This is a genomic window from Exiguobacterium sp. s129 (assembly GCF_018617585.1).
Lineage (GTDB): Bacteria > Bacillota > Bacilli > Exiguobacteriales > Exiguobacteriaceae > Exiguobacterium > Exiguobacterium aestuarii_A.
This window is the reverse complement of sequence record NZ_JACSKL010000006.1, coordinates 46,436-71,019: the sequence shown is the minus strand read 5'-3', so window position 1 is coordinate 71,019 and position 24,584 is coordinate 46,436. Positions and strand designations below refer to the sequence as shown.

Here is a 24,584-nt window from a genome sequence, read left to right as displayed (position 1 = left end):
TCGGCTCTTTTCGTTTATCTTGCCGTCCAACCGCCATCCGCTTTCAGTACATCTCCATTTACAAAACTTGAATCGTCCGATGCTAAAAAGAGCGCGACGTTCGCGATTTGTTCGGGTTCACCCATCGGTGCTTCCCCCGCACCTTGGATGGCACGCATCCCGAGTTCGCTCGGAGCGGTGATGGTCGAACCGATATTCGTGTTGACACCACCCGGCGCGATGGCATTTGCGCGAATCTTACCGAGTGTCCCATGGGTCGCTGCGATATTTTTCGTCAACCCGATCAAGGCGTGTTTCGATGCCACATACGCTGCGCCACCGCGAGTACCGAACAATCCTCCGACAGACGCATTGTTGATGATGACCCCGCCACTATCTTGTTTCTCCATTACTTGAATGGCGGCACGGGCTAATTTCATCGGTCCGGTCAAATTGACAGCAAGGACCCGGTCCCATAGTTCATCCGTCACTTCCCCCACCGTCATAAAGTTGTCCATGATGCCCGCATTATTGACGAGAATGTCGACCGACCCGAACGTTTCCTTTGCCGTATCGACGAGACGGTCGATATCCGTTTGATTCGTCACGTTACCAGCGATACCGACGACATCCCCGCCTCCTGTCTTAATCTCTTCGACCACCGCCTGCACAGAATCTTCATTCATGTCGAATGCGACGACCCGCGCGCCTTCCTTCGCGAAGAGTTTAGCGATGGCCCGCCCCATACCAGAGCCGGCCCCGGTGACGATTGCTGTTTTCCCCGAAAGTTTCATCCATCATTCCTCCTTTAAACATAAGAGCATATATGATGCGTGATGATAGAAAGCTACCTATCACTATGTTATACCCTCATTTGTTCACGAACATCGTGAGAAAGATGGCGAAATTTCTTCAATTGATTTCCAATCATCTTTATACTTATATGGAAACCACTATTAATAGAGGAGAGATGATGTGCGACAATTCAAGGCAACCATCCACGGTGAAGGCGACCCTATCCTATTTCTTCCCGGTGGCGGATTTACCGGGTCTCAAGGACAACAGTTTGTCGAAGTCTTACATAAACAATTTGAAATCCATCTGTTAGATTTACCTGGTTTTGGTGAGAGTGAAGGACTACATACATATGCGACCTCCAAAGTACTCGCGGATTGGATCGAAGCGTATCGAACTTCACGACAATTGGAGTCCATTCGGTTGATCGGACATTCGATGGGCGGGGCCATCGCGCTTGCTTACGCGGTCCATTACCCAGACCAGGTCAGACGGTTGATTCTCCTCGACCAAGGTCATAAACCGAATGCCATGATTCCTTTTCGTGAATATGGCATATTCGGATTCGCTTTCCCCCTTTTGCGACTGCTTTATCACAGTTCACCTATGCGCCTCATGAACTGTATTGAAACTCGCATGAACAAAAGTGATTCCGTATTTTCCGAGGAACGGTTCCAATTGTTCTGTCGACGGATCGGAGTAGAATCAACACCGATGATTCGAACAGCTTTCGAACAGCCCGCTCGTCTGTCGACCGGTGGCCTACATTTACTGTTCGGATACGACGGACTGGACTTTAAGGATTTGCTTCGACGGGTCAAAGTGCCGACGCAACTCTATTATGCGGACTTCACAGGTATTGATTTGAATGAGGCGAAACGGACGCTCCGGCATATCAAACGAGCGGAACGGGAACTTCATCCCTCTGTGCAATTGATTGCCGTCCCAGGCGGGCACTTCGTCCAGTGGAGTCGTCATTTCTCGATGGAATTCGTTGAGCGGTTCTTACGTACAGAAGAAGGCAACGGATAATTCTCCGCTGCCTTCTTCTTTATCATGATATCCAGTTGTGGCGTATAAGCCATTCGTGGAGCTGGTGTTGTAGTTCGGGATGGAGCGGCTCCTTAAGTTGTGCACGATATTGTTTTTTCACGTCCAGAATGCTCATCTCCCCGTCGAAATGTTTCAACATATGGTCCATGTTTCTAATCTTTTGTACCTCGACATGTTCCGCGTGAAGAGCATCGAGCTCGTCAAGATGATGGACGTCCGTTTGAACATCTTGATCTCCGGTCAGTGCAAGTGTCGGTACATTCAACTGAACCAAGCGATCCCGGAGCGACTCATCCGTATACGCAAGGTGCTCACGTAACCATTTGGCAGGGAATTTCATCAGTTGGATTCGCATCGTATCCTGGTCCGTCGCTGTGACACGTTCGAACAGTTTTTGTTGCTTTCCGATGACCGACTTCTCGTTCAAGCTGAGTCGGAGTAGTTTTCCTTTGATTCCTTTCGTACGCTTTACTTCATCGAGTAAGAAGTGCGCCTGTTCCTGCATGCTCGTCTTCAAGGCCACACCGGCACCGGACATCAGGATGAGGGCGGAAACTGACTCGCGTTCAGCAGCGAGCGTCGCGACGATACATCCTTCACTATGACCGAGCAACAATATGTCTTGTGAGACATGGTCAAGCGATTTCAGATAACGGATGATCGTTGCCACGTCGTCCACGAGCCCTGACAGACCGACGGTATTCCGATCTCCCCCACTCTTGCCGATGCCACGTTTGTCAAAACGTAACGTGGCGAACCGTTGCGTCGTCAGCCATTCTGCCAGGTCTTTATACAGATTCGACTTGAATCCTGTCCCATTCCCGTCGCGGTCCAATCCACCGGTCCCCCCGATGAGGACGATAGCAGGAAAGGGCGACTGGCCATCATGTGGAATCGTCATTGTAGCCGCGATGGTTGATTCTCCTTGAATGAATACCTGTTCTTGCTTATACATCATTCATCTCCTCCTTTTACTTCGACCGGCATGAACGCATACGAGAACTTTCGTAACGTGCGTTCTTCGGATGGCTCATGGTCCAACACATCTTCTAATAAGTCATAAAGACCTCTCAAGAATCGGTCACTTTCGGCATCGGATAGGTAGAGCGGGATGCTTCGGAATCCGACTTTGTCTTCTGGGAGGTCAATCGAGTCGCGCTTCAGATAGTTCCCAAAATCCATGAGCAGTGACATCGCAAACGTGTAACAGACCATATACAGTTGTTCTCGGTCTTCCTCCTCGACAATCTTGTTGATACTGGTCAACGGATTGTTTTGAATCGCATACACTTTCTCATACACCCCGCGAACTTTATTTTCGCTCATGACAGATAAAATCTCGTCTTGTACCATTTTGTTGATATGGCGATAGAGGCTCGCTTGAGGAACATCGGGAAGTGCTTTTGCTAAGTCTCCGGTCGTGACTCCTTCATTCATCAGAACGTGTTGAAAGATTTTCATGCGAATCGGGTTCAATAAACTTTTTAAAACGTCTTGATTCATCGATTCCACCTCAATGTTGTCATATTTGATAATGTTATTATTTATGATAATATCATGTGGTCGAATCGTTGTCTATGTCCATACAAAAAGCCGCCCTCGTATGGCGGCTGATTCGATGCATGATTTATGATCACCGTTCACAGGCGATTCCGTCTTTGTCGCGGTCTTTTGATTGATTCGCGTCATATAAGGCTTTATTGACATAAGGTTTATAACGCGTCTTTCCACCTTTGTTTTTGGTCGTCTTCGATTTGGCCACGCCCCCTTTATACACTTTGTTCATCTCCGTGCAGTTTTTGAAGCGTTTCGCAGCAGCATCGACCGACTCTGTCGGTGTTACCGTTAATCCAATCATTAGAATGAACGTCGATAGTGCCAGTGAGACTTTTTTCATCAAACCCCTCCTCTTACAAGTTATATCGGGTGAATTTGTGTGATATTTATCATTGAATGAGTGGATGAAAAAATTCTTTTTTAACACTGATGAAGTTCGAAACAGATACTTGTTGTTAGTTTTTCTCTACGACACGTCGCACGATAGAGAAGAACACTTGGTTCGGCAGATAACGCTTCAGCGCGATCAACAGTCCTGCCTGTTTACCCGATGGATAGCGGAGACGCTTCTTCCGGTCGATCGCTGCACGCCAAATCGTCTCGGCGACGACCTCCGGGCCTTCAGCGTTCGCACCAGCGGCATTCGTGTTATGGAGCGCGACTTCCGTATAGTTATCATATACGTCGAGCGGTTGGTCACGGACGAGTTCCTGGGAACGACCATAAAAGTCTGTCTTGATTGGTCCTGGTTCAATCAATTTCATGTCGATATTAAACGGTGCCAGTTCAAACTGAAGCGATTCGATGAACCCTTCGATCGCCCATTTTGAACTATGATACAGACTATAGATTGGGAATGTGATTTGACCACCGACCGAAGACACGGTCACAATACATCCGCTCCGCTGTTTGCGGAAATACGGAAGAGATGCTCGGATCACGTTCATGACCCCGAAGACGTTCGTATCAAACTGACGCTGAATCTGTTCAGAAGAGGCTTCTTCAAAAATCCCGACCGCTCCGTACCCGGCATTATTCAATAACACATCGATTGTGCCGTGATCCGAGACGATTTGCTCGAAGGCGTCAAGAATGCTCGATTCGTTCGTCACATCTAGCTGATAGAGCGAGACTCCTTTTAGGTTGGACAGTTCTTGATGTTCTTCAGGACTTCGCATCGTCGCGGCGACATGCCAGCCTCGTTTGCTGAACAGTTCGACGGTCGCTCGACCAATCCCGCTTGACGCTCCTGTGATGACAATGGTTTGTTTCTGATTCATATTCATTCTCCTTTTAACGTTTATATGTTTAAACTTTTAAACTAATTAGTGAAAAAGAAGCCTTTCTCTTTGTTTCCAAAAAGAAAGGTCATAAGATACATTCATCTTCAATTGCACGTGTCAGTGCTTTGAGCAGTCCGACCGCATCCTCGAGGGTCAAGAAGTAAAAGTTCTCTGTCCCGATTTTCTCGGAAGAGACGATCCCTGCTTGCCGCAACAGTTTGAGGTGATGCGAAATGGCCGGTCTAGACAACTCGATCTTTTCATCAATCTGATTGACGTTCAAGCGCTCATGTCTGGCGATCTCGACGATGATACGTTGACGATTGACGTCGGCTAATACTTGAAACAATGGGATTGCATCTTCAAATAAAGATAGCGACGCCTCGGGTGTTGTATCTGGTTGTTTCATATTCATCACTCCGTTTAAAAGTTTAAACGTTTAATCATGTATTCAGAATACTAGGTGATTCGCCTTCTGTCAACGAAGTTGTTCATAGACTTCCCGAAGAATACTTGAAATCATATGTCTAGAGTCATAATCCCGCTTGGAGATTTGGACGAGCGGCGACGGGTCAGGGAAAAGGTGAGCGTTGATATCGTCAATCGTATAGCCCGCAGCGGTTTTGGTTAACACGTCATCGGTCAAACGTTCTAGATAATCGAGCTTTTTGGTTAATTGCTCCCTTCCCTGTTCGAGACGCCCGGCATGCTGGCAGTACACTTCCTCAAAATCGAGGGACAGGACACGCTTGAGCGAACGGATCTGTTCAGGGACTGACTCCTCTGGAATCATAACCTTTGGATACGGATGAACGAACAAATCACCTGAAAACAGTCGACCGTTCTCCTCGTCATATAAGACGACGTGATTCGGTTCATGACCGGGTGTATGAATCACCTGATAGGTATGATGTTCTGATGTGATCTGATTGTCGTGATAGGCGATCGGCCGGAACGGTTCCGGGTCACCGGAGAAGCGTGCCCGATAAGCGGGGATATCTAGCCCCGTTATGCACATGTCTCTGGCAGATTCATGTATGTAGATTGGCACGCGATACGTTTGTTCGAGCCATGCGGCCGTCCCGATGTGGTCTTCATGTGGGTGTGTGATGCTAACGAGGTCAATCGGAACCGACTCATAAAAGGATTGGAGAGCGGGGAGCATCGTACGCGTCCCGGTATCGATGATCATCCCATCGAGATAATACACATACATCGACATCTCGAATGGACCGTTCTTTACTTTGGCGCAAACTGCGGTCACTGGTCCATGTTGCTTCACTTGCATCATTCTTCCCTCCTTACTCTCAATTTTCTTTATTATAGCGAAAAAGGGCAAAGACCTGCATACATTTCACAGTTCTTTGCCCCCTGTTTCAATTACAGTTCTTCCCCATTCGTTGCGATGACCCGTTTATACCAGTCGAACGAGTCTTTCTTCATCCGCTCCATCGACCCGTTCCCTTCATTGTCACGGTCCACGTAAATCATCCCGTACCGTTTCTTCATCTCTCCCGTCGTGAATGAGACGATGTCGATGATGCCCCAAGGCGTGTACCCGATCAAGTCGACCCCGTCATAGAGGACGGCGTGCTTCAATTGTTCGATATGTGCCTTCAAATAATCGATTCGGGCCGCGTCATGAATCTTCCCGTCGACAATCTCATCGACGGCACCGAATCCGTTTTCCACGATGAAGAGTGGAATTTGATAGCGGTCATACAGACGATTGAGCACATAACGGAGACCGACCGGATCGATGGCCCAGCCCCAGTCACTCGACTGGATGTACGGGTTCTCAACGCCGTTCGGCAGACCACCGTTCACGATATCCCCACGATTGTCCGCGACGACGTCACTTTTGACGGTCGTCGACATATAGTAGCTGAAGCCGAGATAATCGACCTTTCCGTTCTGGAGGATTTCTTCGTCTCCTTCAAGGATCGGGATGTTGTACCCTTCGCGCTCGAACTCGTTCAACGCGTAATTCGGATAGAATCCACGTACTTGTACGTCCGGGAAGAAATAGCGTTGGCGCATCATCTCTTCGGCCAACATAACGTCGTCTGGGTTCGATGAATATGGATAGATCGGAACGTGAGAGACCATGGCCCCAATCTCAAAGTCCGGATTGATGGCTTTCCCTTTGGCGACGGCGAGGGCGCTCGCAATCAGTTCATGGTGTCCCGTCTGATACATGACTTCACGCGCGTTCTCCCCTTCTTCTAGAAGTACACCCGAATTCGTCCATAAGAAAAGCGGGTTGTTGACGTCCATCTTGTTGTTGATCTCGTTAAACGTCATCCAATACTTGACCTTGTCTTTGTAACGGTCGAAGCAGACCTCTGCAAAACGGACGAAATGCTCGACGACTTCACGATTTCGGAAGCCACCATATTCCCGGGCAAGATGGAGCGGCATCTCGAAATGCGAGAGTGTGATGATCGGTTCGATGTCATGTTTGAGTAACTCATCGAACAAATCATCATAAAATTGAAGACCCGCCTCGTTCGGTTCTGCATCATCACCGTTCGGGAAGATGCGACTCCATCCGATTGAGGTGCGTAGACACTTCAAGCCCATCTCGGCAAAAAGCGCCACATCTTCTTTATAACGATGATAGAAATCAATCGCCTCATGGTTTGGGTAGAATTCGTTCGGCTCAACCTTGTCCGTGATCCGACGAGCGACACCGTGTGCGCCTACTGTCAAGACGTCGACGACGCTCGGTCCTTTTCCGTCAGCGTCCCAACCACCTTCGAATTGATGGGCGGCGAGTGCGCCTCCCCATAGAAAATCTTTCGGTAACGTCTTCATCCTCTATTCCTCCTTCTGATGAATCATACACGTCAAGTATAATTGTACCGGTACAATTTAACAAGGTTGATACAATGAAACAATCTTGTTTTTTCATGATATAATACAAGAAGTGACGAAAAAGTGAGGAATGACCATGTTAAAATACCAACAAATCGCGAATGAAATAGAACAATACATTCATGAACAGAATTTAAAACAAGGTGATAAGCTACCTGTCCTTGAGCAGATGATGAGTCAATATGCCGTGAGTAAGAGTACGATCACGAAAGCGTTGGAACTGCTCGAACGAAAAGGCATCATCTTTCAACTCCGTGGTAGCGGCATTTTCGTCAGACGCCATAATCGTCCCGGTTATATGAGTCTCTTTTCCACTCAAGGATTCAAGAGTAACCTTGGAGATCATATCTTGACCTCTGATGTACTCGACGTGTCTGTTATGAAACCAGATGCGTTGGTGGCCGAAAATCTCGGGATTGACGTAACAGACGATGTATACCGTGTCGAACGGGTAAGGTATGTGGACGGGGAAGTACTTTGTCATGAAGAATCGTATTACGTAAAAGCCATCGTCCCTTACTTGAATCGAGAGATTGTGGCCGACTCCATTTTCGATTACGTCCAAAGTGCGCTCGGTGTCACGATTGGTTTTTCTGACATGTACTTACAGGTAGGTCGATTGACGGATGTGGAAGCAGGCCACCTCGGATTGCATGAGCATGATCCAACGCTCCGCATTGAGACGATCTTCCATCTTTCGAATGGAAAACCGTTCGACTACTCACGCATCACGTATCATTACGAGCACTCGCAGTTCGTCGTCCAAGCGAACGGCCCCTATATGTAAAGAATCCCCTCATGCGCGCATGAGGGGATGTTCGTTAGACAAGTTCTTTTCGGTTCAAGTCGAATAACTCGCGATCAGTCTCATATAGGAGTTCGTCAAACCGTTCGGTTCCGTGTTCTTCGATGAACAGCTCTTCTGAAGGGTAAATCGGTACAAACCAGACGACTAGGACGCTCTGCTCCTCGTTCTCATATGTGATGAACGACTCATCTGAGTAAAAAGGAGCGGTCACATAGACCGAAGAAAATGAATATTGTTTAAGCACTTCCTCTGGCAGTTCGTAGAGTTCGCCCAACTCGAACGCCTGGTGCGTTCCTAGCGCATAATCGGTCAGCTGCCACATCAATTCAACAAACTCCTCTTTGGCATGCTGTTGATTGAATCGGAACAGCAACTCCTGGTGAGCGGTTGAACCATTTTCGAATTGAAGTGCATGCCAATGCAGTCCTAATGTCGAAATACTCGTGATTTTAGAGGACTCTTCTTCAAGTTCGATGATTTGGACATCATCTTCTAGCAAGTAAGGGATATCAAACCCGCTGATGAACGTGCCACAATGTTTTTCTAGATGTTCTAAATAGCTCATGTTCCATCCCTGCTTTCTCATAACTGGCGTACTTTTTGCTTCGGGTTTTGAGTTTGATGGACTCAATCGATTGACGCAAACTCACTTGTTCTTTAGTTGGGTCATTCAAAACACTTTGATGTCTCCATTCACGTGATCCAAGAAATAATACGTGTCATGGGCATCGTGGGCGAAAACGAAGTTTCCCAAGATGTTTGGATGAAATTCACCAGTGAACCATTCGATTGTCTGATTGTTTGTCGGAAAGAAAAGGGACTGCCACACATTTTTCGCTTTCGGAATTTGAAGCTTGGGCAACAGTTCGTTTTCAATCAATGCCTTCCAATCTGCATCATGCAACATGAAACGATATACGTTTTCACGAGGACCGAACGTTCCATCTAAACAAAATGATACCTCGATTGGAAACGCACCTGTCGTCACATATTCAAAAAATACCTCGAAATTGGCTATTCCCTTTGTTCCGACACGACTCACTTGCTTTCCTTGAAGCGTCAAACCGTCCTCATAATAACTCAGAATCCAATCTGTCTCTCCTTGTAGGACGATGATTTCATTCGAAGAGAGTGTCAATTCCGATTCTAATGACTCACGATTCTTGATGGTTTTGGTCGTCACATGCTCTTCTTGACGTTCAAAAGAGAAGCGATGTTTTCTCGTACCCTTCGCAGTTCGTTTACGTACAAGGCGCAATGGAAAGTCCTCATCTTTCAGATGTCGAAAAATCAATCGGTTTGCTTCTCCTTCTCTCAGTGCATGACTCGGAATGATCACCATTTCTAGTAGTTCATGTTGATTGTATAAGTCTTTTGACATCATGCTGTTTTTCGTCTTTTAAGGAACCAATATCCGAATGGCAACATCGCTAACACTGCAAAACCAATCAATCGGTTGGTATTCGATGTTGGATTATTTGATTTTGCTTCATCCGAATAGTCCCCCGCTCCATCCATCATCCCTTCTTCGACATTCCCTTCAATACTTTCATGCGCTTCGATCAATAAGGCTTGGAAGTCCTTTGTGGAAATTGCATCCCCACTGATTATCTGTTTTGAGTAGGATGTCAATGCCACCAACATGTCCCCATCATAATCAAACCATGCCGACCTTTCTGTGTATTTCACGAGATGTCCTTGTACGTCCATCAACGCTTTCGGAGTTTCTTTGTCTGAACCGAACGTTGAAAACGCATATGTACCCGCTGATTGTTCATACGTTCCGATCACGTTGACCGGTTCATCATCTTGAAAAACGGTCGCCACAAATTCTTTTGTTGGGACGAACGTACATGTTTCCCCCGTTTTGTAGCAAGAGGATGACGGGATATACGTCTCCAACAACGGACCGAACGTGATGTTCTCACTGTCCGTCATATGATAATTAGTCGGATCATCCTCCTGAATATGATCCATCACAATGTCATAGAAATATGCATCTGCAAAATGTTCCGGCGAAGATTCAGTCATCTCGGCTGATACGGTCGTCGTGCTTGCAAGCAGTCCGACACAACCTATGAGTAAGCTCGTCATTCGTTGCATGTGTTTCTCCTTTCATCACCCTGAAGATTTCAGCAGCATCGCATGACTGATGTGAATCAATTCGGCGTGCGGCTGTTTGTGACGACTGACATATGAAGTGAAACGTGATGACGCAACAAATGCGTTCGATTCATGAATCATCGCCAGTCGGACGAGAATGAGCCGTAATTGTTTTCTTCCTTCTCCCAGTGTAACACGGTCGACTTGATTGTTTTTGTCGAGTCGGTTGATTAACAGCTCCACTTTACAGTCTTTTTTGATCAAGTAAGAAACCAAATAGGCCGTCTGTTGAATCAAGTCTTCATATTGCGCATGTAGCCCGTTCCCGAGCGGACCGCTCAAATCAAGGGAAATCGTGAACGTGTCGAGATTTTGTCGTTCGAACACTTTTGCCTGTACATGACCGACCTTTGAAGTGGCGACCCAGTCAATCTGTTTAGCCGGTTCCTTCTCATATCGTTTTGCACTTTGAATCATCAACGGATCGTTCAACGGGGAGTGCTTGACGATACGGTCATCCATCCGAATCATGCGAGATTCGGTGATTGGTGACTTCGTGATGGTAGGTAACACAATCCATGAGGGTATATCCATCTCCTCATCCGTGAAAAAAAGAGTACCTAAATAAAACGGTAACGTGACACGCATCACACACGTATGAATCGAAGCAGGTCCACGCTTCACAGCCGAGACGCTCACAAGATGTATGTCCTTTTCGATCCTTGTGTCGTATGCCTGTGACCCGTCCTCGAATACCATCCGTTCATTACCCTCTAGTCGAATCAATAGCGGAACACCAAGGGCAATGATTCGCTCATACCCATCGATACGGACGATACATGATGTCTCATCATCGATGAACAAGAGATCTTCTTTCTGCCGGATGGAAAATGAGACTTCGTTTGAAAGTGTTCGAATGATTCGTTTCCGGATGAACATGACGATTAATAATGCTCCGCATACATAAGCGATGGGCCATACATAAGGCATCCACATGGTGAGGAGACCGAGACTGACATAAGCCGGCCAGAGTTGGTCCTGAAGGATGGACGGTGTACTGATTTCGACCTGTCGCATCGTTACACCTTTTCGACGGGGACAGTTACAGACTCGAGTACGTCCGTTAGCACTTGGCGCTTCGTCGATTTGATATCACCTTCAAGGGTGAGGGTCAATCGATGCGAGAGAACGTGTGGCGCAACGGCTTGGACGTCTTCAGGCGTGACGAATTGACGGTCGTTCAAGTACGCATAAGCTTGTGAGGCTTTGACGAGCGCAAGCGTCGCCCGTGGGCTCGCCCCGACTTCGACTAACGGATGTTGCCTCGTCTCTTGGATGAGTGCGAGCAAATAAGTGACGACATCTTCATGAATCCGCACGCTCTCGACATTTTCTTGTGCTTCTAAGAAAGCGGCATTCGTCATCAAGGCGTGTACCACATGTCTCGTCTTTGAAATCGTCTGCAGAATCAAGTTCCACTCTTCATCTGCCCCTGGATATCCGACTTGAAGGGACATGAGGAAGCGGTCGAGTTGGGCGTCTGGTAGGGCGAACGTTCCCGCCGACTCGATCGGGTTTTGCGTCGCGATGACGAAAAACGGTCTCGGTAGTTGATAGGTGACGCCACCGATGGAAACTTGGCGTTCTTCCATCGCTTCAAGCAAGGCGGATTGCGTTCGGGGAACAGCGCGGTTCACTTCATCGATGAGTAAGATATTTGTGAAGATGGGACCGGTACGGTTCTCGAACGTTTGGGTCTGCATATTAAAGAAGTCTGAACCGATGATGTCGGATGGCAGCAGGTCGGCTGTGAACTGGATTCGAGCGAAGTCTGCCTCAAAACTTTTGGCGATGCTTTTCGCAAGTAACGTCTTCCCCGTCCCAGGCACATCCTCTAGCAAAATATGTCCGTTCGCCAATAGGGCTGTGCAACATAATTTTGTGATTTCTGGTTTACCAAGGTAAATGCGGTCTAATTGATCCAATACGTGTCGGATGGTCATGAGTTCGACTCCTTTTGTGTGCGTAGTAGGTATTCATCAAGTTGCTGGGTGAATGCTCGCTCACGCTGTGGTGAGATGTCCCCTTCGTCATAGCGCGTCTCTAAATAGGTAAGTAGGGATGCATCAAGCTCGATTCGTTTCGCCCAGGTCGACAACGTCTCATACGGACGGCGACGTTTATGTGGAGGTAACGATGCCTCGAATTGAATCAACTGTTGTCGAATAGCCGAGGCTGGTAATGGATTGAGTGCTCGCTTTATCTGCTCCGATAAGTTGTCAGAAGTCACTAGCGAGTGATCCTCGATATCTAACTCTCCCTCCTCGATTTGTTTCTTCGATGGGCGTCGTCTCTTCCAAAGCCACCATCCGAGCAAGATGATTAGTGCGGTAATCATGTATGGGAGGTAGGAGACGTTGTTCGACTCTTCTGATGAGGGGGTTCCGTAAGAAGGTGACTCGTCATTAACCTTCTCTCTTGGAGTTCCACCTTTGTCTTTTGAAATTTCACCTTTAGATCCCATATCGATTCCTCTTACATTGTCGTCAATAGGTGCATTACTCATACACCATCGTTCTACATCAACGACTTCAATCATTCCAAATAGCTTTCGTTTGTCCCTACAGTCCAGTACCCAACTCGTAATCTCGCTTCCTGAGATATCTAATGATTGGTAGTAACGGTATCCAAGTTGACCGGAATAGGAGATGAGCGCGACCAGTAACAAGGAGAAAAGAATTCCTGACACAAAGATCATTTTGGCTTGTTTCATCGGTGTTTCCGCTTATGTATATTCGGTTTGATCGTTTTCATCTGATGTGACGGCTCCCTTCATAGATTCAATCCTTTATTTGGAAATTGGATTATATGGATTATACCATGCACCTTAACGGAATATTCAGTTATTTTTAGACAAAAGAAAAAGCCGTTCATTGAACGAGCTCCCACTATTCTCTATCTTCATCCTCTTCGTCGAACACCTATTCTTCAAATCCATACACGCGAATATCCTGGTCGCTACGAATGTCCCATTGGTTGATAAACGTTTTTACATGTGGGATTGGGCTCCATTTTTGATGGGATGAATCACGCCGCATGAACGTTTGTAGCACCTCTTCATCTTGAAACACGAGAAGCTCAGAGTTCCACAATGTAGGGAGGTCCAGTAACACGACAACTCGCATTCGCTCATCCACACGCCGCTTTGCTAGTCGTTTCGCTTCATAGAGCAGAATATGGATGATTGCCTGTTTGATTTGGGCATTATGTTGAATAGCCAATAAAAAGGTTTGTCCGACCGGAATCTTGGTATTCCAATAACCATTATGAAACTCAGTTGGAAAATCGCAATGATTTTCTTGCATATTACGCTGAAAACGACTTAACTTTCGTTTCAGACCACGCACTTTCCGATGTCTCAATTCAGGATCGACTCGACTTGCTTCATATGCTGTCGGTCATGCTCGATGAATTCTCTGACAATCACATATAGTGAATATGGGACACCTTGATGAGGATCATGTGAGACGCCATTCGCTGTCGTTTCATAAGTCAGTGCTTCTTCACTTAAGGAGTCGAGCATAGTGATGAGTGCTCGTCGACTTTGTAGTGATTCCTTCAACACGACGTCACCCGATAACTTCTCCGCCCTTTTCGTCGCTCGCGCGTTGAACGAGTCAAAGTCAGGAAAGATCATCCCTTCCCCGTTCTTCACCGATGGGATGATGACATTCAACAGATGATTGTCCCAATGGGCGATATGTAAGACGATTTGCTTTATGGACCACTTCTCCGAGTCGATCTGTTTGTTCCACTCAGATTCACTCAGCTTTTCTAACGAATCGAGCCATTCTGTGTACGATGCGAATTCTTGAATGACTTGCATCCAATCCCCTCCCCGTTCCATTCAAATTACTGCGATTATAGCACGAACGAGTCTTTTCAAATCAAAAAACGGCATCGTTCGAGATGAACGATGCCGTGCGTGTCTCTATAACCAGACTGGTAATGAGAAGAAAACTAAGAACAATACGGTCAAGACACCGACGACCGGACTGAGTGACCGGTAGCCCTTTTTGAACAAGACAATCATCGTGTACGCGATGAACCCGAGTCCGATCCCATCGACGATGGAATACGTGAACGGAATCATGATGATGACGAGAATCGCCGGGAAGGCATGTTCCCAGTTATCGAGCGGCAAATGCTTCACGTTTTGGAACATCATCATGCCGATGATAATCAACACCGGTGCGATTGCCGTCACAGGGATGATTGCAAAGAGCGGTAGCAATAAGAGCGATACCACGTACAATCCAGATGTGACGAATGAAGCAATCCCACCTCGTGCCCCGACCGATATGCCGGCAGCCACTTCGACCGTCGAGACGGTCGGGCTTGACCCGAACATGGCCCCGGCCATCGTCGACAGACCTTGTGCAACGAGACCTTTCGGCGCATCCTTTTCTTTGTCGATTGCACGTGTCTGATTCTGGATCAAGCTGATATTTTCAATCAACAAGACGAGCGTCAGTACACCTACCGCGACTAAGAAGAGCGGAGACGCAGATTCCGCGAACGAGATGTTCCCAAACACCGTGCCGAATGACTCGAAGAATGGTGACAATGCGAAGCTTCCCGTCCACTCTAGTGTCCCCATCAAGGCGCTGAGACCGACACCGAAACCGATCGTCCATAGGAAGCTACTCGGCCCCATCTTCAAGAACAACAAGATGGCGACGAAGAGTGATAAAAAGGCCACCTGGACGTTACGCTCTCCGAGGTCACCGATGTGGAGCAATGCCCCGCCCCCACCTGAGACAATTCCAGCCGCCTCAAGACCGATCAAAATGAGGAAGAGGCCGAGACCGACCGTCAATCCGTCATGAATGATTGGTGGAAAGGCATTCGCCAATTTCCTCGCCACTTTGGTGACCGTCAATAGTACGACGAGTACACCTGAGACGAACGAGACGGCGAGCGCGCTTTGCCAGCTCAATCCCATCTGTAAGACGAGCGTGTACGTGAAAAGCGCGTTAATCCCCATTCCCGGTAACAAGAGTAGCGGAAGATTGAAGAACCCCGCAATCAACGTCCCGATGATGCTTGTCAAAATCGCTCCGACGAGCGCCCCCTCGAACGGGAGTCCGGCTTGTGTCAAGATTGCCGCATGCACGGCCGGGATGTATGCTGTCGCCAGAAAGTTCAGCACGCCCCCGTATGTTTCTGTTTTCCATTCTGTTTGTTTTGCCATAGGAATCAATCCTTTATTGGCACCCTCACCCACCCGTGTATACACACGAGATTGATTATATCCTGTCAGACATCTAACAAGCAAGAGCGATTCGACTCAATTCCTTCTTTGGACCCATATATGAGACCGATTCCATCAAAAGATTCATTTTATAAAACAAGAACGTTTGTTCTTATTTTTAACGCCATTTTACGAACGAATCTGTTATAATGAAGGGGCAGGTTAACGCAGCAATAGTGGGGTCAGCCGCCAAGTCCACAATGGAGGAAGGCGGTGGTGCGGATGGAACAACTTTGGACCTGGGTTGGAGATTATGTCATGATCCCAATCCTCGCTCCGATCATCGTTCACTTGGTGATTCACCGAACATCCGATCGTGCAACGTCTGAACGCACAAAAAAATGACCCCCTCGGCGCAATGAGATGGGTCACTTTCTGATTCACTAACCATTGTGGCGGCTGGGACCACTCTTAAAGTGGGAGCCTGTAAGCCAGAGGTCGGTGTGTCCAGCACCGGTCTCTTTCTACTTGCATCATACCATACTTTATCCGCGTTTTCAGTAAGAGAAACATCATTTGATACGAAAATCACAAATAATTCAAACGCTCAGGAAACTTTATCCTGAGCGTTTTTCATTCATTTCGTTATAACGAGAGAACCAGACGAGCATCGCGTCCGCTTCTTCTTTTGGAATGTCGTCAATTGTCTCAACGGATAGGAGTCCTCCTCGAGTCGAGAACTGTACCGTACAAAGTCCGAATCGACGTTGCAAGAGCGATTGTTTCACTTGAATCTGCTCGATCCGTGGTTTGTCCGTCAAGAACGATCGGACGTTGAACGCTCCCGTCCGCAATTGAATGAATTGATCAGTACGGACATATTTTGTCGTGACGTAACTGAGCACACGTCCTCCGATGATAATGGCCCATAAAAGAAGGAGCCACCATGCATAATCTCGGAAGAAATAGAGCACGAGTCCTGATAAGATGAAGCCGAACCAGCTGATTCGCAGGAATTTGATTCCTAACGCCTTTTTCGGAAGTCGATGTAATTCATCCGACCATGTGAAGTGCGTGAAGTGCTCACGGAGTACTCGCATCGCACGGTCACGTCGAACGAACGGAAGAATCGTTGACGATTCGTCCTTTAATTCATCCATCGTCCCTGCTGCGACAAGTTCGACTCCAACGATATGGAACCAGCGACGGATGAACGTCTCTTTGATTCGAATCGCTTGAATCTTCTCATACGGGATCTCTTTCGCACTCCGGTTCAATAATCCTTTTTCGACGCGAATGCGCTCCCCTCTTCGTTCGAGTCGGAAGTTCCCATATTTCAAGAAGTTGATGACCATGCCGATCACGACCGACAGCATCAGCACCCCGATGACGAGAAGACCGATGACGATGATGGACGCATGGACCACATAATCTTCGACCTGGTTGAACGCCCCATCCAAATTGATGAAGTCATCAATCGAAGAGATGATCGTTGAAGCGACCGGGAAGATGGCGAAGACAGAGAGCGACGTGATGGAGGCCAACACGATTTCGCGCGTGGACAAGGCATATAACAGACGGCTAGGTAACGGCTCTACCTGTTCTGTTGTCGCATCTGTCATTTCTGGATTGTCTTCGGTTTGTGCATTCTGTTTCCGATGCCGGACTTGCTCGAGAATCTCTTCCAGTCGTTTCGCTTCAGTCGGAAAGACACCAGCCAGTTTGAATGATGCATCGTCACTGTTGGCATTCGTATCGAACGTCAATTCGACGACACCAAGCAATCGATAGAGGAATGGACTGTTCGAATGAACGCTTTGAATTTTATAGAGTGGAAGCGATTTTTCTTTTTTCAACCAGTTCCCTTCGATCACATAGACAGTCTTTTCATCCAGTGCATATCGGAAGTTTAACCACCCAAAGAACTTCTGGACAATGTCGAGTAATAGGAAGAGTAGGATGCCGACTCGGATGATGATGCCGAAAGTCGATTCCCAGTCGTTGTTAAGCACAAAGAGTAGGACGATTGGAATGGCGAACGACTTGATGACTTCGAGAATACGCAGCACCAAAACGCGACTCGGGAGTCGATGCCATGTTAACGCGGTCTCGGTCATACGACATCCTCCTCTTCAATACGTGCATAGATGGCAATCTGCTCACGGAGTGTTTTCGCGAATGATTCTTCGATCGCATAGACTTCGTGTGAACCGGCCGCTGTTCCGATCGTGATGGTCTGTAACCCGTATTTACGTAGAAGCGGTCCTTGTTCCGCATGAACATATTGGACCTTCGTCATCGGGATGAGTACGTCATGTGTCGTGATGATTCCATGATGAATCCGGATCTCAAGCGGCTGGACATCATACGTGAATCGTTCCTGTTTCCACTTTTGGAACCAGATGAGATCAATCAAGCTATAGACGACATCGATGACAAGTAGCACGATAAAGCCAATCTGTAGCCAAGTCGGCCAGTCGAACCAGTATGATGCGACAACGAGAGCTCCAGTGATGAGGAGACCGATGAGATAAAAAATCGCGCTCGATAATCGAAAGACCGCCCGTGCCTCAATCGGAAGCGTTCCGCTGATTCGTTGTGGTGTGACACCTTCTTCTGGTGTCGGTGTTGTTTCTGACATGGTGAATCCCCCTATCGTTCATATGTATCTGTCTCTATTGTATACGTGTTTCTTCTCGAAAAGTTTCAGGATTCGGTCGGGAATGTACTCAAGCGTGCATATAACTTATCAAACATAGACTGATCCTCTATTTCGAAAGCTTGTTTTAATCGATGGATGGCCGCTAATCCTGTTATTTTCAAATTACCTGTCAGCTTTCCAGTCATCTTTATGGAAGCAAACGCACCTGCGATGATGACTTGATCACATGTATAGGCATATTCATACGTTGACCAATCTTCTGGACCGGAAACATCTCGATCAATCCAACTTTCAATTAAGGCGTAAGCGTATGAAAGATAACAAAGGACTCTATCCTTTCGGAGCACTTCTTCGTACATAACCAATGCATCGGCGCCAGCATCATTCCCGAACGGAGCATATTCTTCCGTACAATCCACAAAGAATCATCGTTGAAACATTCCTGATACTTCGGATGAGAGGTCAGAAAACTCGGTCCAACTTCCGGGTCATCCACATACATATGGTTGTCCCAATCAAAAGGGCATTCAACATATCCTTTTCTCAACTTTTGACGAATAAGTTTTTCTGCTTCTTTCATACATTCCGAATCGGATTCAAAAGATTTTACTTGTACCTTTCCGATTGTCCCGATTTTTCCGTAGTTTACAGCAAATTCATCACCTATAACGATGATGTTCCAATACTTTGTGATGTGTTGAAAAGACTTCTTCATACTCAATGCCCTCTCTTCTATAACAAGATTAACTCTCTTAAAAAACGAGCCGAATGTCGGCCCGTTTCTCAGTCTTCAAAAAACCATTTCTTACGTGGTTCCACTTTTAAGTTATCTCCATGCTTCTTCATTTCCGTCACAAGGTAGCGTTCGAGTTCATTCATTGCCTTGACCCAGTCGGTCATCGTCGCTACGAGCGGCACGACAATGAGGATGAGTTCTTCCTCTTCTTCTCGCATCCTCTCAATCATTAACTTCGCAAAGTCAAAGTTTTCATGAATGAGATCCTCATCCCGGTCGATGAGGTGCTCGTTCTCAAGCTCATAAGCTGAGAACAGACGCTCATGTCGACGCAATAAATGCCGAATGTGGCGATACAACTCATCGCTCAATTGTGGAGGAAGTTGTTCAATCGTATGGAAATCATGATCGAGTTTCTCGATGACATGGAGCGCGGCTCGGTTCGTCTCAATCATCTTGGACTTCAGGACGGCACGACGGAAGATCGGAGTCTTCTTCTCGAGCCAACGATTCGCTTTAATTTCTTCTTCAAAATAGGCATATGTTTGTTTTGAATCACTATGCAACTTCTTCGTCTCAGGCAAGGATTCAAAGGATGAACGACCGCCTTCCGTTTCCGCAAACAATCGTGCGATCCGGACGACCATTTGAAATACCTCAGTCACCTGCTCTTCCAGTTTCCGTTCATATCGAGGTGGGAACAAAAGTGCGTTTACGATTAATGCAACAGTAATCCCCATCATGATGAGTAAGTAACGTTCACCCGCAAACACCCAAACCGGCATGTCCGACTGACTTGCCCCTTCCATGATGAGAATCGTCGTCAAGATGACGGTCCGTGTCGTCGATTCTAAATTTAAAAACAAAAGGATGGAGATGGCGATGATGATGACGAATCCGATAGCGATTGGTGTCGGATTCGGAGTGAGCAACAGAGATCCGACGGAGAGCAGTGCCCCAATCAAGTTCCCTTTCATCTCTTCGATTAAGCGAAGTCCGGTCTGATAAACAGACGGGAGAAGCGCGAGTGACGCAGCGAGTGCCGGGACGACGATCTGTTGGAACTGAAACGCCTCGGCAATCAGTAAAACGATTGCGACCGATAGTCCGGTCTTAATAGTTCGAGCCCCAAATTTCATGTGATGGTGCCTTCCTCTCTTACGCTTGTCATATGTATTTTTTGCCTTCTTCCTCAATTCTAAAACGTACCACATTCTTTTCAAGCAGAATCGAACCATTTCAGGCAGTTTTGTGAACGCTTCCGTGTTATGATGGCGTTGGATATTTCTTTCATATTGATGGGGAGGGGTTTACTTGTCAACAATTGCTTTATTCGGCGGAAGTGGCCGTACAGGGGAACGGATACTTGAGCGTTTATTAAATCAAGGACATAACGTCAAACTCTTAACGAGACATTCGTTGGATTCAAAGGAAGGTGTCAACGAAATCATCGGAGACGCGACGGACCAAGAAGCACTCCTAGAAACGGTACAATCTGCAGACATCGTCATCTCGGCGTTAGGGACGGACAAACAAAACGTATTGTCTACATTCACACCACTCGTGATTGACGTGATGAAACAATTTGATGTAACACGCATCATCACTGTCGGGACCGCCGGCATCTTACAGGCGCATGACAGCGACAACTATCGCTTTGAAACGAAAGAATCGAAGCGTTCGATGACAACCGCAGCAGAGGATCATGCACGGGCTTATGAATTATTACGAGACTCCGGATTGGCGTTCACAGTCATCTGTCCGACTCAACTGATCAATGAGCCATCGAGCGGAGACATCATCGTCTCAAAAGAAGTGTTAGGCACGAAACAATCAGGTCCAATCTCGAGAGACGATGTCGCCGAGTTGGTGCTGGATTGTTTAACGAATGATGAATATGTCGGACATCGTGTCGGCATCACGACGGAATCATAAATTAGGGGATGGGAAACATGCACGAACAACGAGAACAATTGGCACGGCTTGCTTTAACCTTTCAACAAGAGGAGATGACGGACGCAGCACGACTCGCCCGCACCGCCCTACAAAAAGTAACGAATGAAGAAGTTTGGATTGCCGTCTGTGGTCACTTCTCAGCCGGGAAGTCGACATTGCTCAACGACTGGCTAGAAGATGGGTTCCTTCCAACAAGTCCGATTCCGACAAGTGCCAATATCGTCACGTTACGTGGTGGAGAATCAGCGGCAGCCGTCGCAATCAATGATACGGATTGGATTTCATTAGACGCTTCTTCCCTATCAAACATCAGTGACTATTGCAAAGTCGAGGAAATCAAGGAAGTCGAGTATACGATCGATCGGTTCCCATTTGATGAACATGTCGTGTTGATGGATACACCTGGGATTGATTCAACGGATGAACGACATCGCCAAGCGACGGAACGATCGCTCTTCTTGGCCGATCATTTGTTTTTCATGATGGACTACAACCATGTCCAATCGGAACAAAACATCGGACTGATGAAACAATTTAGCCGGGAAGGACGTCCCTACTCCATCATCATTAACCAAATCGACAAGCATGATGAGGATGAGCTTTCCTTTGTGGACTTCAAGGCGTCATTGACGAAAGCATTCCGTCATCATGACATCGTTCCAAATGACACGTTCTACATCTCACTTCGTGATTTAAAGCATCCACATAACGAAGTCGAGCGCTTGCGGTCGTATGTGCGACAAGTCATCACGGAATCGAGACAGCAGCAAGTCGAGCATGCGGATGCATTGATCAATACGTTGGTCCAACGCAACGAAACTTCGATTCAATCGACGTTGGATCAATTACCGACCTATGAGAAGAGTCCGAAGGAAATGCAATCTCGCCTGCACCGCCTTGAGAAGAAACGGGCATGGTGGACATCGTTCCGTCGTGAATTCTTCAAACACCAAGCGCCAATCGTCGAGAGCGCACCCATCATGACCTATGAATTCCGTGAATTGCTTCGTTCCTATCTCGAAAGTTGTGCCCCTTCATTCAAGGTCGGTCTTTTGTTCTCGAAAGAGAAAACAAAACAAGAACGTGCTCGTCGTGAAGACGTGGCCGTCAAAGAGTTCAACCGTTTGATTGATATGAATTTACGTCCGCACCTCGTGAAATATGCAGAAGACATCATTCGGGATTTGAAACTTCCAGAGACTCTCCTGCCGAAAGGTGATGTCCTACCGATTGCTCCGAGCTCACTCATCACTGAACAAGTAAAATCCGGTGCATCACTCAGTGGTGACACGGTGTTACAGTTTAGTCGTGACATCGAGACGGCCCTTGCGTCATGGGTGACGAAAGTTTCAGAACCGTGGGTCCATTCGACGGATACGTATATGAAAGCGGAAGTCGACATGCGCTTGGAACAATTTTCGACTGAAGAAGACGAGTTGTATGAAGCGCTCGATAATGAAGCATTACGCTTACGCCTATTGAACCGTCTAGATGCTATCGGTCAATATGAAGCGTTGCAACTTGATTCAGGTCAGTTAGATCAGTTGGCCGTTCGAAACTATGTCGATGCAACGTATCTCCCGGAAAAACAGTCGAATGTTGTTGAATCAGAGGTTGCATCGACGTCGATTTTGGAAGATGATCATGATTTATTTGATTTTAATTTTTCTTATGAAAATGCGGTATGTGAAATATTAGAGAGTCATCCTTTATTCCGCTCTCGTGTGACGACTCTTCGTAAAAAAATCGAGCGTGCGAAGCATGAACAATATACGTTTGCCATCTTTGGTGCGTTTTCAGCCGGAAAATCTTCGACCCTCAATGCCCTTCTCGGGGAGACGGTGTTACCGACCTCACCGAACCCGCTCACGGCGTCAATCACGAAGATTGTTCCGCCGAACGGCCGGACGAATCGTACAGCGACAATCACCTTCAAGTCACGAGATGAACTTGAGGATGAGTTACAAGGTTATGGGACTTCCCTCGCCTCACTCGATGTCGACCACCCGTTCGTCAATGCTGTTAAATCAGCACCGCTCGATTATCTCGGGCAAATGGAGAGCGTCGACTATGACACGTTCTGCGCGTTCGTCGCACAAGAAGAGAAAAGCTGTATCGTGAAAGAGATTGAACTGTACCTCGACTCACCGTGGGCGCGACGCGGCATCGTCTTCGTCGACACACCAGGTGCCGATTCGCAGTTCAACCGACATAGCGAGGTGCAATTCGGTTACATGCGTGACGCAGATGCTGTCTTGTTCGTCACGTATTATAATCATGCGTTCACAGAAGCAGACCGAGAGCTCGTCATCCAGCTCGGTCGTGTTCAAGGGACCGGAGACCATGAGATGTTCTTCCTCGTGAACGCCTCCGATCTTGCGACAGATGACGAAGAACGGGATGCGGTCACAAGCTATGTTTCGCAACAGTTGACCGCGCTCGGTGTCCGACGACCGACCGTTCTCCCCATCTCAAGCCGAAACGCCATGCAAGGGCATGACGCGGGATTCGACCGATTCGTCTCGACGCTTGAACGCTATGTCGACAAAGACCTTCGTCTCGCGAACGCGATGCGTATACAGGAAGAGACGACAGCATTGCTCGCCGCCTTCGATCGCGTCTTACACGAAGCAGAAGAAGATGAGTCGGCAAAAGAACAACGTCGCCAACAATTGATTGCTTTACTCGAGAACCCGCCGGCACTCGATGTATCAGCACTCATCGACCTGTTTGATCGGGAAGCGAAAGAACTACTCGCCCACCTCGAGACGCGATCACTCCTCCGCCTCTCGGACTTCGTCAAAGAGACCTTCCACCCGGTCGAGGTCGACGGGTCGAGGAAGAGCCTAGAGCGTGCACTCGGACGTACACTCGATAAATACGCCTATGACATCCAACAAGAGCTCCAAGTGTTCCAGTATCGGTTGGAGCGATATGTTAAACGCGAATTCGTAGCCTTGGTCGAACGGTTGACCGAACGTCAAGCGTCTATCCTACCGACGCTTGAATTCGACCGTGAACTCGACGTGGCATGGCTACGAGAGGCTGTCGAACCGATTCATCTCGAAACACCACCTTATCAGTCAGTGTTGAAGCGCTATAAGAACGCGGGTCAATTTTTCGAAGGGGATGGTCGGACACAACTGAAGGATGAATTGACGGCACTCCTCCGTGGCATGATTCGCACTCGTCTCGAGAGCATTCATAAGAAACAGGTCGAGCGGGCAAACGAGGAGATCAGGAATTCTGAAATCGAGATTGAACGAGAGTGGTCGACTCAAGTGAAAGAACTCGCCGCTGCAGAGCTCAGTATGTTGACGGATAGCCATTCCTTTGATGAGATGCGTGAACGACTCGAATCGCTCAGAAAGGAAACCGTATGAACACATTACTGCTCATCGGACTCATCCCTGCCGTCGTCATGACGATTGTCTTGGGACTGTTTCTGAGATATCTCTATTTGAACAAAGAATAATGGAAACGGTCCTTGATGTGCACATGACATCGAGGACCGTTTTATA

26 protein-coding genes and 1 pseudogene are annotated in these 24,584 nt (G+C 47.5%); 5 read left to right on the top strand and 22 right to left on the bottom strand.

Translation table 11 applies throughout. The annotated features are described in order from the left end of the window. Positions 1-14 precede the first annotated feature (14 nt). Positions 15-773 carry a glucose 1-dehydrogenase gene (locus tag KNO92_RS08570; protein ID WP_214760928.1) on the bottom strand — a complete coding sequence of 253 codons (759 nt, stop codon included), beginning with the start codon at positions 771-773 and terminating at the stop codon, positions 15-17. 181 nt (positions 774-954) lie between these two features. Between KNO92_RS08570 and KNO92_RS08565 the strand changes: the two genes are divergently transcribed. After that, positions 955-1,806: an alpha/beta fold hydrolase gene (locus tag KNO92_RS08565; RefSeq protein ID WP_214760926.1), complete on the top strand. Its 852-nt coding sequence runs from the start codon at positions 955-957 to the stop codon at positions 1,804-1,806. A 22-nt stretch (positions 1,807-1,828) separates the two neighbouring features. Here the strand turns inward: KNO92_RS08565 and KNO92_RS08560 are convergent, their stop codons facing one another. The 7 genes from KNO92_RS08560 to bglA all read right to left on the bottom strand — a co-directional run bounded on the left by KNO92_RS08560 (position 1,829) and on the right by bglA (position 7,484). Continuing rightward, positions 1,829-2,782, bottom strand: coding sequence for an alpha/beta hydrolase (locus tag KNO92_RS08560; RefSeq protein ID WP_214760923.1), 954 nt, complete (start codon positions 2,780-2,782; stop codon positions 1,829-1,831). Further along, positions 2,782-3,330: a helix-turn-helix domain-containing protein gene (locus tag KNO92_RS08555; protein WP_214760921.1), complete on the bottom strand. Its 549-nt coding sequence runs from the start codon at positions 3,328-3,330 to the stop codon at positions 2,782-2,784. The genes KNO92_RS08560 and KNO92_RS08555 overlap by 1 nt, the downstream gene beginning before the upstream one ends. A gap of 130 nt (positions 3,331-3,460) precedes the next feature. Then, complete coding sequence (locus KNO92_RS08550; protein WP_483297452.1) at positions 3,461-3,685, bottom strand: excalibur calcium-binding domain-containing protein; 225 nt, start codon at positions 3,683-3,685, stop codon at positions 3,461-3,463. Positions 3,686-3,839: 154 nt separating this feature from the next. After that, entirely contained in the window at positions 3,840-4,664 is an 825-nt protein-coding gene (locus tag KNO92_RS08545; protein WP_214760916.1) for an SDR family oxidoreductase, read from the bottom strand. An 88-nt stretch (positions 4,665-4,752) separates the two neighbouring features. Next, positions 4,753-5,076, bottom strand: a complete 324-nt coding sequence (locus KNO92_RS08540; protein WP_214692369.1) for an ArsR/SmtB family transcription factor — start codon at positions 5,074-5,076, stop codon at positions 4,753-4,755. Positions 5,077-5,145: 69 nt separating this feature from the next. Beyond that, on the bottom strand, positions 5,146-5,955 hold the full coding sequence (locus KNO92_RS08535) for an MBL fold metallo-hydrolase (protein ID WP_251127090.1): 810 nt from the start codon (positions 5,953-5,955) through the stop codon (positions 5,146-5,148). A 92-nt stretch (positions 5,956-6,047) separates the two neighbouring features. After that, positions 6,048-7,484: a 6-phospho-beta-glucosidase BglA gene (gene bglA, locus KNO92_RS08530; RefSeq protein ID WP_214760910.1), complete on the bottom strand. Its 1,437-nt coding sequence runs from the start codon at positions 7,482-7,484 to the stop codon at positions 6,048-6,050. Between the two features lie 136 nt (positions 7,485-7,620). Here bglA and KNO92_RS08525 point away from each other — a divergent pair, with 136 nt between their 5' ends. Next, entirely contained in the window at positions 7,621-8,331 is a 711-nt protein-coding gene (locus KNO92_RS08525) for a GntR family transcriptional regulator (RefSeq protein ID WP_214760908.1), read from the top strand. Between the two features lie 34 nt (positions 8,332-8,365). On the opposite strand, the gene KNO92_RS08520 is transcribed toward KNO92_RS08525, so the two are convergent. The 9 genes from KNO92_RS08520 to KNO92_RS08480 all read right to left on the bottom strand — a co-directional run bounded on the left by KNO92_RS08520 (position 8,366) and on the right by KNO92_RS08480 (position 15,709). After that, positions 8,366-8,917, bottom strand: coding sequence for a suppressor of fused domain protein (locus KNO92_RS08520; RefSeq protein ID WP_214760906.1), 552 nt, complete (start codon positions 8,915-8,917; stop codon positions 8,366-8,368). Positions 8,918-9,022: 105 nt separating this feature from the next. Further along, the gene (locus tag KNO92_RS08515; RefSeq protein WP_214692354.1) at positions 9,023-9,736 is read right to left on the bottom strand and encodes a hypothetical protein; all 714 of its coding nucleotides are present in this window, start codon (positions 9,734-9,736) and stop codon (positions 9,023-9,025) included. Next, positions 9,733-10,455: a hypothetical protein gene (locus KNO92_RS08510; RefSeq protein WP_214760904.1), complete on the bottom strand. Its 723-nt coding sequence runs from the start codon at positions 10,453-10,455 to the stop codon at positions 9,733-9,735. The genes KNO92_RS08515 and KNO92_RS08510 overlap by 4 nt, the downstream gene beginning before the upstream one ends. 15 nt (positions 10,456-10,470) lie before the next feature. Beyond that, positions 10,471-11,532, bottom strand: coding sequence for a DUF58 domain-containing protein (locus KNO92_RS08505; RefSeq protein ID WP_214760901.1), 1,062 nt, complete (start codon positions 11,530-11,532; stop codon positions 10,471-10,473). Between the two features lie 2 nt (positions 11,533-11,534). Next, positions 11,535-12,458, bottom strand: coding sequence for an AAA family ATPase (locus KNO92_RS08500; protein ID WP_214760898.1), 924 nt, complete (start codon positions 12,456-12,458; stop codon positions 11,535-11,537). Beyond that, positions 12,455-13,228 carry a hypothetical protein gene (locus KNO92_RS08495; protein ID WP_214760896.1) on the bottom strand — a complete coding sequence of 258 codons (774 nt, stop codon included), beginning with the start codon at positions 13,226-13,228 and terminating at the stop codon, positions 12,455-12,457. Before KNO92_RS08495 ends, KNO92_RS08500 begins: the two co-directional genes overlap by 4 nt. A gap of 208 nt (positions 13,229-13,436) precedes the next feature. Continuing rightward, positions 13,437-13,820: a DUF3916 domain-containing protein gene (locus KNO92_RS08490; protein ID WP_214692345.1), complete on the bottom strand. Its 384-nt coding sequence runs from the start codon at positions 13,818-13,820 to the stop codon at positions 13,437-13,439. A gap of 53 nt (positions 13,821-13,873) precedes the next feature. Then, positions 13,874-14,341 carry a DinB family protein gene (locus KNO92_RS08485; RefSeq protein WP_214692343.1) on the bottom strand — a complete coding sequence of 156 codons (468 nt, stop codon included), beginning with the start codon at positions 14,339-14,341 and terminating at the stop codon, positions 13,874-13,876. Between the two features lie 105 nt (positions 14,342-14,446). Then, positions 14,447-15,709, bottom strand: a complete 1,263-nt coding sequence (locus KNO92_RS08480) for an NCS2 family permease (RefSeq protein ID WP_214692341.1) — start codon at positions 15,707-15,709, stop codon at positions 14,447-14,449. A 282-nt stretch (positions 15,710-15,991) separates the two neighbouring features. On the opposite strand from KNO92_RS08480, the gene KNO92_RS14925 reads away from it, so the two are divergent. Continuing rightward, positions 15,992-16,114, top strand: coding sequence for a hypothetical protein (locus tag KNO92_RS14925; protein ID WP_255349577.1), 123 nt, complete (start codon positions 15,992-15,994; stop codon positions 16,112-16,114). A gap of 212 nt (positions 16,115-16,326) precedes the next feature. Here the strand turns inward: KNO92_RS14925 and KNO92_RS08475 are convergent, their stop codons facing one another. From KNO92_RS08475 to KNO92_RS08460, 5 genes and pseudogenes are all read right to left on the bottom strand, one after another. Further along, a complete protein-coding gene (locus tag KNO92_RS08475) occupies positions 16,327-17,826 on the bottom strand; it encodes a PH domain-containing protein (protein ID WP_214692340.1) in 1,500 nt (499 codons plus the stop codon). Beyond that, a complete protein-coding gene (locus KNO92_RS08470; RefSeq protein WP_214692337.1) occupies positions 17,823-18,350 on the bottom strand; it encodes a PH domain-containing protein in 528 nt (175 codons plus the stop codon). Before KNO92_RS08470 ends, KNO92_RS08475 begins: the two co-directional genes overlap by 4 nt. 65 nt (positions 18,351-18,415) lie before the next feature. Then, complete coding sequence (locus KNO92_RS14975) at positions 18,416-18,790, bottom strand: hypothetical protein (RefSeq protein ID WP_353047399.1); 375 nt, start codon at positions 18,788-18,790, stop codon at positions 18,416-18,418. A gap of 119 nt (positions 18,791-18,909) precedes the next feature. Beyond that, a pseudogene (locus tag KNO92_RS14970) lies at positions 18,910-19,086 on the bottom strand (WGR domain-containing protein); the annotation flags it as partial. 68 nt (positions 19,087-19,154) lie between these two features. Next, positions 19,155-20,246: an FUSC family protein gene (locus KNO92_RS08460; protein ID WP_214692333.1), complete on the bottom strand. Its 1,092-nt coding sequence runs from the start codon at positions 20,244-20,246 to the stop codon at positions 19,155-19,157. Between the two features lie 175 nt (positions 20,247-20,421). On the opposite strand from KNO92_RS08460, the gene KNO92_RS08455 reads away from it, so the two are divergent. Beyond that, positions 20,422-21,042, top strand: a complete 621-nt coding sequence (locus tag KNO92_RS08455) for an NAD(P)-dependent oxidoreductase (protein ID WP_214760893.1) — start codon at positions 20,422-20,424, stop codon at positions 21,040-21,042. Between the two features lie 17 nt (positions 21,043-21,059). Further along, the gene (locus KNO92_RS08450) at positions 21,060-24,446 is read left to right on the top strand and encodes a dynamin family protein (protein ID WP_214760891.1); all 3,387 of its coding nucleotides are present in this window, start codon (positions 21,060-21,062) and stop codon (positions 24,444-24,446) included. The last annotated feature ends 138 nt before the right edge of the window (positions 24,447-24,584 follow it).